The 8368-nt window shown below is 39.4% G+C and carries 8 protein-coding genes and 1 riboswitch; of the genes, 3 read left to right on the forward strand and 5 right to left on the reverse strand.

Annotated features, from left to right (window positions below; genetic code table 11):
* Positions 1 to 45: 45 nt before the first annotated feature.
* Entirely contained in the window at positions 46 to 1047 is a 1002-nt protein-coding gene (gene moaA / locus CTN07_RS09335; RefSeq protein ID WP_171050648.1) for a GTP 3',8-cyclase MoaA, read from the reverse strand.
* Positions 1021 to 1169, reverse strand: a riboswitch (molybdenum cofactor riboswitch). (Overlaps the previous gene by 27 nt.)
* Positions 1170 to 1355: 186 nt before the next feature.
* Between moaA and CTN07_RS09340 the strand changes: the two genes are divergently transcribed.
* The 3 genes from CTN07_RS09340 (at position 1356) to yvcK (ending at position 3335) form a co-directional block, all read left to right on the forward strand.
* Positions 1356 to 1583 carry a hypothetical protein gene (locus tag CTN07_RS09340; protein WP_036763475.1) on the forward strand — a complete coding sequence of 76 codons (228 nt, stop codon included), beginning with the start codon at positions 1356 to 1358 and terminating at the stop codon, positions 1581 to 1583.
* Positions 1584 to 1703: 120 nt separating this feature from the next.
* Positions 1704 to 2279, forward strand: a complete 576-nt coding sequence (locus CTN07_RS09345; RefSeq protein ID WP_005298399.1) for an LON peptidase substrate-binding domain-containing protein — start codon at positions 1704 to 1706, stop codon at positions 2277 to 2279.
* Positions 2280 to 2441: 162 nt separating this feature from the next.
* Entirely contained in the window at positions 2442 to 3335 is an 894-nt protein-coding gene (gene yvcK / locus CTN07_RS09350) for a uridine diphosphate-N-acetylglucosamine-binding protein YvcK (RefSeq protein ID WP_005298397.1), read from the forward strand.
* On the opposite strand, the gene CTN07_RS09355 is transcribed toward yvcK, so the two are convergent.
* The 4 genes from CTN07_RS09355 to CTN07_RS09370 all read right to left on the reverse strand — a co-directional run bounded on the left by CTN07_RS09355 (position 3300) and on the right by CTN07_RS09370 (position 8119).
* Positions 3300 to 3659, reverse strand: a complete 360-nt coding sequence (locus CTN07_RS09355; protein ID WP_036763472.1) for an Hpt domain-containing protein — start codon at positions 3657 to 3659, stop codon at positions 3300 to 3302. The two genes, yvcK and CTN07_RS09355, sit on opposite strands and share 36 nt — an antisense overlap.
* Before the next feature lie 12 nt (positions 3660 to 3671).
* Positions 3672 to 5111 (reverse strand): quorum-sensing sigma-54 dependent transcriptional regulator LuxO, encoded by a 1440-nt coding sequence (gene luxO / locus CTN07_RS09360; protein ID WP_005298395.1) that lies wholly within the window; start codon positions 5109 to 5111, stop codon positions 3672 to 3674.
* A gap of 347 nt (positions 5112 to 5458) precedes the next feature.
* Positions 5459 to 7486: an excinuclease ABC subunit UvrB gene (gene uvrB, locus CTN07_RS09365; RefSeq protein ID WP_005298393.1), complete on the reverse strand. Its 2028-nt coding sequence runs from the start codon at positions 7484 to 7486 to the stop codon at positions 5459 to 5461.
* 198 nt (positions 7487 to 7684) lie between these two features.
* A complete protein-coding gene (locus CTN07_RS09370) occupies positions 7685 to 8119 on the reverse strand; it encodes a hypothetical protein (RefSeq protein WP_005298391.1) in 435 nt (144 codons plus the stop codon).
* Positions 8120 to 8368: the final 249 nt, after the last annotated feature.

Here is an 8368-nt window from a genome sequence, read left to right on the forward strand (position 1 = left end):
GCAGAAACCCATCGATTAGAATACCCATGGGCTCAAATAAAATGTCTATCCGCCAATTGAGGCTAGATGAGGGGTCATGCCGGTTTTGCCTTCATCAAGAAAATGACCAACGGCTTTATTTTGTAATCCGGCTTGAATACGACTAATTAGCTCACCTTGTTGCTCATCTTGTTGGAGAAGATCACGCAGATCGACACCTTCTTCACCAAATAAACACAAGTGCAACTTACCCTTCGCAGAAACACGTAAACGGTTACAGCTTTGGCAAAAATTCTTTTCATACGGCATGATCAAACCAATCTCACCCATGTAATCTGGATGACAGAACACTTGTGCTGGACCATCATTTGCACTCTTTACTTTGAGCAACCAACCATTTGCAATCAGATGATTACGAATACTCACCCCAGAAACGTGATGGTTAGTAAATAAGTTGTCCATTTCACCAGTCTGCATCAATTCAATAAATCGCAATTGAATCGGACGAGTTTTGATCCACTCAAGGAATTTAGGCAATTCTTGAGAGTTAAGATCACGCAACAAAACGGTATTAATTTTTACTTGCTCAAAGCCGACATCGAAAGCGGCATCAATACCCTGCATAACTTGATGAAACATATTCTCACCAGTAATTTGGTGGAACATTTTAGGATCAAGACTATCAACACTGACATTGATATTAGTAAGACCTGCATCACGCCATGATTGAACATGTTTCGCCATGCGATAACCATTGGTTGTCATCGCAACTTTCTCAATACCAGGTTGAGAAGCGACAGTATGAATAATATCGGTAAAGTCACGGCGTAAGCTAGGCTCTCCGCCAGTAATACGGACCTTGCTTGTGCCACATTCAGCAAACGCAGACGTGACCCGACGGATTTCATCTACGGTCAGAAAAGAAGGTTTTTTCTCTTCTGGTTTATAGCCATCAGGCAAACAGTATGTACATTTAAAGTTACACACATCGGTAACAGAAAGTCGCAAGTAATAAAACTTACGATGGAAACTATCTTCAAATTGTTTCGCCACGGAACACCTTTCCAAATACGGGAGGCTAATCCATTTCTAGATCAACCCTGGTGACAAACCTCGTCACTGGCTTTATTACCTATCGTACAACTTAACTATTGCGACTTAGCAAATAAAGCTCGGAGCTATGGCTGTTATGCAAAGCAACTCATTCCATGAATCCTGAATTACACAACGGCATTTATCTATTAAACATATCAGAGATTCAATCAGTGTCGATGATACTCTGCAAAAAATTATGCTGTATTCTACCTTTCAGGCGAAATAGCGACAATACTACTAAGGGATTTAATGAATAATTTGCCAATAAAAGAGAGGTCGTTATGTCAAATATTGTTGAATCAGCCACTCTAGATGATATTGCGTTGTATTTACAGCGAGAAGATGGCATTTCGCCCCAACAAGCTAAGCACGCAGCGCTAGAAGTGATCGCAGGTTTTAAAGACATGCAAGCAAAAGGGCTCATCAAAGGATGGTATTTTAATGAACTGGGACAGCTTGAGTTACTGCCTTCAGATAACGCATTAAATTGGATTGCAAATCAAAAATAATCAATTTTGCGGTATCAGAATAAGACGAATCCATTACTTATCAATTAGTTAAAATCAAAACAATTCGGCATCCGTTTTGCTTTTCTCAAGTTAATGAGAATAATGCAAAACGGAGTTTTTATGAGCCAACATATTCCCCTACTTCTGCAAAAAAGGCACATTTTACCAACAGGTCGCATGTTTATTCGCATTTTACCTGGCGTTCAAACAGAGACATTAAAAGCCTCTTTAGAAGATTGCAGCGAACTGGGTATTTGTATGTATGAGAATACTGATAAAGATCAGCGTTTTTATCATATAGCAACTCGCGTTCATGTGGATGATTTCGATCTTGCCATTTATGACAATTCACTCACTATCAATATTTCTGGTATCGATAACGGCTTTATCAATGAAATAAGACAAGACCACGAAGGTGTTATCTGGGGAGATTATTCATCCATTCCTAAATGGCAAGAGATGAAAACACAACAAACACATAAATTACTGGCTGAGCGTCTGGAAATTATGTATCGAAGCCACCCTGAACTGGCTCAACAACATCAAGAAAAACAATTTGATAATCTAACCTGGTTATGTCAAAGATGGTTAGAAATACTTCCTCTTCCAACCAGCGAAAAACAATTATTAATAAATAGACCCAACTGCCTTGATACTTGTGATTATTTAATGAGTATGATGTTAGAGCCCCATTAAAGCCAGCTTTGATAACAACAACACCCATTTGCTTACACAATAAGCAATAAGTTGCACTCAACGTGATATTACAGACACTTCACACGGTTTTGACTGTTTAAATAAATAAACTCTGATAAACTATTTTGAACACTATTCTTAAGTATAATTACACTGTAAATCATGGTTAATACGAATACATCAAATAAAAAAATCGTTGCCATTGGTGGTGGTCATGGCTTGGGGCGCATCCTTTCATCACTGTCTGACTATGGTTCTCAGGTCACAGGGATTGTTGCAACAACAGATAATGGAGGCTCAACAGGACGGATCCGCGCTTGCCAAGGGGGCATTGCTTGGGGTGATACCCGAAATTGCATTAATCAGTTAATTACTGAACCTTCTGTCGGCTCAATGATCTTTGAATATCGATTTCGCGGTAATGGCGAATTGAATGGTCACAATTTAGGTAATTTAATGTTAACCGCATTAGATAACCTCAGTGTTCGGCCATTAGATGCTATTAATTTGATTCGCGATATGTTGAAAGTATCGACTCACATTATTCCAATGTCTGAATATCCTGCCGATCTTGCAGCAATGACGCCTTCTGGTGAAATCATTTGTGGCGAAACCAGCGTTGATGAACTCATTGAAGTCCCTCAGCGTCTTTATGTAGATCCCGCGGTACCCGCAACCAAAGAGGCGGTTGTCGCCATTGAGCAAGCCGATTTGATTTTACTCGGTCCGGGAAGTTTCTTAACCAGTGTTATGCCATCATTACTGTTAAAAGAAATTGCTCAAGCTCTAAAGCATACATCAGCACGATTAGTCTTCATCACAAACCTAGATAAAGAGAATGGTCCAGCCGGACAGATGGATCTTGTCACTATGCTGCACTGGTGTGAACGTTCAATTGGAGGCAGAAGAATCGATATTATTCTTTCAGATAAATATTACGATGAGTTGGAATCTGGCTATCATCAGCATGTCTCCGATCTTGCCGCCAGCAACCATGTGTGGCGACATGATCGTAATAAATTAAAGCATGCTATTAAGCAACTCCTCATTGCTTGACATTAATTTATACTCTTGAGCAACACCTTGGACCATTTGGCGTAATTCCGGCAGGTGGTCCATAATCCAAGAATCTTGTCCTTGTCGAACGCGAGATTCACACTCTTGAGCAAGCAGAGCTAAATCGTCAGCACCAAAACTTGCCGCACTACTTTTAATTGAGTGACTAATTTCACCAATATCACTAATAGAGGGCTCGGCCAGTAATTTAACCAGATATTGCTCTAGCTCATCACTAAATACATTAAATAAGAGTGAGACGGTATCTTCCCCTACTTCATCAGCAAGACGTTTTACTGTTTCAACGTTAACCTTAATTGTCATCGACTCAATCTCCTATTTGCTTGCCGCATCTTGCCAAGCTTGTAATTTTCTATAAATCGTAGAGGGACTAACCTCAAGAAGTCCTGCTGCGCGAGGGATATTTCCGTCACACGCATCAATGGCTTTTTGGATGGCCCGTTTTTCTACAATCCACAGCGGCTCAATTTTATTGTTATGTACCGACTCGTTACTTCTATCGGCAAGAGAATATGTATTTTGTTCCAAACTATGATTGGAAACAGAATGAACAGTGTCTGCAATATTCGCGCCAATATCTTGATTTAGCGGTGGTGGTAACATTTCCGTGGTCACCACTTCTCCTGAGTGTAAAACAACGATATTACGAATCACATTTTGCAGCTCTCGAATATTTCCAGGCCAATTGTATTTTTGAAAATACTCGACAACGTCAGGAGCAAAGCGGGTGAAATCTTTTCCTTCTTCAACCGAGGTCATTCCTAGCAGCGCATGTGCAATTTCAATTACATCGCTTCCTCGTTCTCGGAGTGGTGGTAAATTAATAGGAATAACATGCAGTCGATAATAGAGGTCTTCTCTAAAACGCCCTTCTTGCACTTCTACCCAAGGGTTGCGGTTAGTTGCACAAACAAAACGAACATCAACAGTATTTGTTTTAGATGATCCTACTTTTTGATAGGTACCACTTTGGATAAAACGCAGTAACTTACTTTGCAAATCCAAATCCATTTCACACAACTCATCAAGAAAAAGGGTCCCATTATCAGCGAGCTCAACTGCACCTTGTCTTTCCGACGAAGCCCCTGTAAATGCCCCTTTAACATGACCAAATAACTCACTTTCGATGAGCTCTTTTGGAATCGCAGCACAATTAAGGGCAACAAAAGGCTTATCATGACGAGGACTTGCTGCATGAATAGCCTCAGCGCAGACCTCTTTACCTGTTCCGCTTTCCCCAGTAATAAATACAGTCGCTTTACTAGATGCGGCCGATTCAATGACTCGATATACCGCCTGCATCGCCAAACTATTACCGATAAAACCCTGATATTGCGCACCACTTTGCTTGGATTTAGGCTCGGCATTTGATTTGTGTTCTTGCTTTAATACGTTATTAACCGTAATTCTTAATCGATCAGCTTCACACGGTTTAATTAAAAAATCTTGAGCTCCATGACGCATAGCTTCTACAGCAACATCTATCGAGCCATGAGCTGTCATAATAACGACAGCCAGATCTGGATGCAGCTCTCTAACTGCCGCAAGAACTTCAATCCCGGTCATATCAGGAAGACGTAGATCCAGCAGAATTAAGTCAGGAACAATATCATGAATAAAGCTCAGCGCTTCTTTACCCGTCCCGACTATATTGACATTTAAGCCTAACGGATTGAGGTAAGATTTATACAAAGCAGCAACAGATGCAGTGTCTTCAACCATTAGAACTTGTTTTTGTCGTGATTTGCTCTCCATTGCTCCCTCCAAAAATCAATCTAATTAAAATTAAGTTTAATCAATAAGAAAGATTATGTTCAAAAGATTCTCAATTTTTATAATCTTCTCATATTGAATTGCAAAACGCTTTGCAAAATGCAATAAAACAGGTGTAACAATGCAAATTTTGACCACAACAAAGTGACAAAGATAAGAATATAGGGATAAATAAGTACTACAGGAAAAGTTGGCACGGTCTCTGCTTTATATAAAGTAACTCTTACTTAAGAGTTAACCTAGCCAACTGACGTTGTTTGTGGAATCTATTCACTAAACAATGACGCCAACCGAACTTATTTCTCGGTTGGCTTTTTTTTATCTTGTTTCTAGCTATTAGTGATAAATTGTTCACGAAGTGTATGAATCTTATCTCTCAACTCTGCTGCTTTTTCAAACTCCAAATTTTGTGCAAAGTCGTACATTTGTTTTTCAAGTTGTTGAATTTCACCTTCAAGCTGCTGCGGAGACATTGCCGAATAGGTTCCTTTTTTCTCAGCAACTTTATGTAATTGAGCCGCTCGATTATGAGCCTTAGCCTTTGGACTACTTGAACCTAGCTCAAGAATATCAGCTACTTTCTTATTCAGTTTTTGAGGGGTTATACCATGTTGCTCATTATAGAGCTTCTGTTTATCCCGACGACGTTCTGTCTCAGTTATAGCCCTTTCCATTGAGCCTGTAATCTTATCTCCATATAAGATAGCTTTACCTTCTAAGTTACGAGCAGCACGGCCAATCGTCTGGATAAGAGAGCGCTCTGAACGTAAGAAACCTTCTTTATCCGCATCTAAAATAGCGACCAACGAAACTTCTGGCATGTCTAAGCCTTCTCGAAGTAAGTTAATCCCCACTAACACATCAAATTCACCCAAGCGTAAATCACGAATGATCTCAACGCGTTCAACCGTATCAATATCAGAGTGAAGGTAGCGGACTCGAACGCCATGCTCAGCTAAATATTCGGTTAAATCTTCCGCCATTCGCTTAGTCAATGTGGTAACAAGAACACGCTCATCTTTCGCAGCTCGAATGCGAATTTCAGACAAGAGATCATCGACTTGAGTTGCAACAGGACGAACTTCAATTTCAGGGTCTAACAATCCAGTCGGTCTTACAACCTGTTCTGCAATTTCGCCATCAGACTTTTCAATTTCATACTTACCTGGCGTTGCTGAAACGTAGATTGTTTGGGGTGCAAGAGATTCAAACTCTTCAAATTTTAATGGTCGGTTATCCAAAGCAGAAGGCAGACGGAAACCGTACTCCACTAAATTTTCTTTACGAGAACGATCCCCTCGAAACATAGCCCCAATTTGCGAAACCGTAACGTGAGACTCGTCAATGATCAGTAACCCATCAGCAGGAAGGTAATCAAACAAAGTTGGAGGCGGCTCTCCCTCACTACGACCACTTAAATAACGTGAGTAGTTTTCAATACCTGAACAGAACCCTAGCTCATTCATCATTTCCACATCAAACTGAGTTCGTTGGGTAATACGCTGCTCTTCAACTAACTTATTGCCATCCATAAATTGCTTACGGCGAGATTCTAACTCAACCTTAATGCCTTCTATGGCTTCTAGAATTTTCTCACGAGGAGTTACGTAGTGCGTTTTCGGATAAACGGTATAACGAGGAAGATCTTGCTGGATCACGCTTCCCGTTAAAGGATCAAACAGTGAAATACGATCAACTTCATCATCAAATAGCTCAATACGCACCGCTTCTTTTTCTGATTCAGCCGGGAAAATATCAATCACTTCACCACGAACTCGAAATGTGCCTCGCTCAAAAGCCATATCATTTCGCGTATATTGCAATTCAGCTAAACGACGTAAAATATCACGCTGATCCAACATATCACCACGGCGTACATGCAACATCATTTTTAGATAAGAGTCAGGATCACCCAGACCATAGATAGCAGATACTGAAGCAATAATGATAACGTCTCGTCGTTCCATTAACGCTTTAGTGGCAGAAAGTCGCATCTGTTCAATATGAGCATTCACCGAAGCATCTTTTTCAATAAAAGTGTCGGTGGTTGGAACATATGCTTCAGGTTGATAATAATCGTAATAAGAAACGAAATACTCAACAGCGTTATTAGGAAAGAACTCTTTCATCTCACCATAAAGTTGAGCTGCCAAGGTTTTATTGGGAGCAAGAAATAACGTTGGACGCTTAGCCTCAGCTATCACATTCGCAATCGTAAACGTCTTTCCTGACCCTGTTACACCAAGTAACGTCTGGTGAGCGAGACCAGCATCTAAGCCTTCTAGTAACTGCTTAATGGCTGTGGGTTGATCCCCTGATGGAGAAAATTCAGACGCTATCGAGAATACATCATTCATTACAACGATACCTAAACTAAGATGAGTACCTTCATTTTGTAACGAATCATAAGAATGTCAATCTCGAAAAACTAAGATATAAAGATCTGACTATTACAAAGACTCGATGAACTTTAACCTGTAAAAATATACAAAATATCTAATAAAAAAAGCCTACAAAAATAATGTAGGCTTTTTTATTAACTTAACAATAGACTATTATTTGATTAGGCGAATCATTACTGCGTTACTATTGTAGTTATCAGCATGACAAACTTCATCACCTTCAAAACGGACAATTACTTGTTTATCATTTAATAGTGCTTTTTCAGCTAGAGATTGAAATTGCATAATATGAGAAGAAGTATTGAATGTTAGATTACCTTCAATATCGGCCCCTTGACTACGACTTTGACGAGGAATTAGGCCGTCATATACAGAATCATCTTGAGTTACACCGATACGTTTCCATACTTGCCAACCATCAGTTTCATTTTCTAATTGAATAAGAACATCATCATGCTCAGCCTGAACAGCAACAACATTTAGAGGGCCACAATCTTGCCACTCACCAACTACAGATGGGATGCGATCGTCTGCAACAACAGATGTTGAAGATACAACAAGTAATGCAACTATAAGTAGTTTTTTCATAAAGACTCCATCATTAAAAGCAAAAAACTAGAAAATAAGTGCACTGAGATACTTACAACATAACATTGCTGTTATGGTATAGAAGGCTCTACTAAAAAATAGATTTAAGGTAAGCACTCAATGCATAGTAATGGTGTTCAATTAAATCCATATTGTAAAATACACGAAAAAATTAACACGGAAATAAATAATAGAAATTTAATATACTTTGAATTTCTAAATCACCCTGATTTAATTAATAATTGAAAT

The organism is Photobacterium damselae, from assembly GCF_003026815.1.
GTDB lineage: Bacteria > Pseudomonadota > Gammaproteobacteria > Enterobacterales > Vibrionaceae > Photobacterium > Photobacterium damselae.

What these genes read in the sequence shown, in the direction of transcription:
- luxO (WP_005298395.1), bottom strand. Translation starts at nt 5,111, where the DNA reads ATGGAGAGCAAATCACGACAAAAACAAGTTCTAATGGTTGAAGACACT.
- uvrB (WP_005298393.1), bottom strand. Translation starts at nt 7,486, where the DNA reads ATGAATGATGTATTCTCGATAGCGTCTGAATTTTCTCCATCAGGGGAT.
- CTN07_RS09355 (WP_036763472.1), bottom strand. Translation starts at nt 3,659, where the DNA reads ATGACAATTAAGGTTAACGTTGAAACAGTAAAACGTCTTGCTGATGAA.
- CTN07_RS09370 (WP_005298391.1), bottom strand. Translation starts at nt 8,119, where the DNA reads ATGAAAAAACTACTTATAGTTGCATTACTTGTTGTATCTTCAACATCT.
- CTN07_RS09340 (WP_036763475.1), top strand. Translation starts at nt 1,356, where the DNA reads ATGTCAAATATTGTTGAATCAGCCACTCTAGATGATATTGCGTTGTAT.
- yvcK (WP_005298397.1), top strand. Translation starts at nt 2,442, where the DNA reads ATGGTTAATACGAATACATCAAATAAAAAAATCGTTGCCATTGGTGGT.
- CTN07_RS09345 (WP_005298399.1), top strand. Translation starts at nt 1,704, where the DNA reads ATGAGCCAACATATTCCCCTACTTCTGCAAAAAAGGCACATTTTACCA.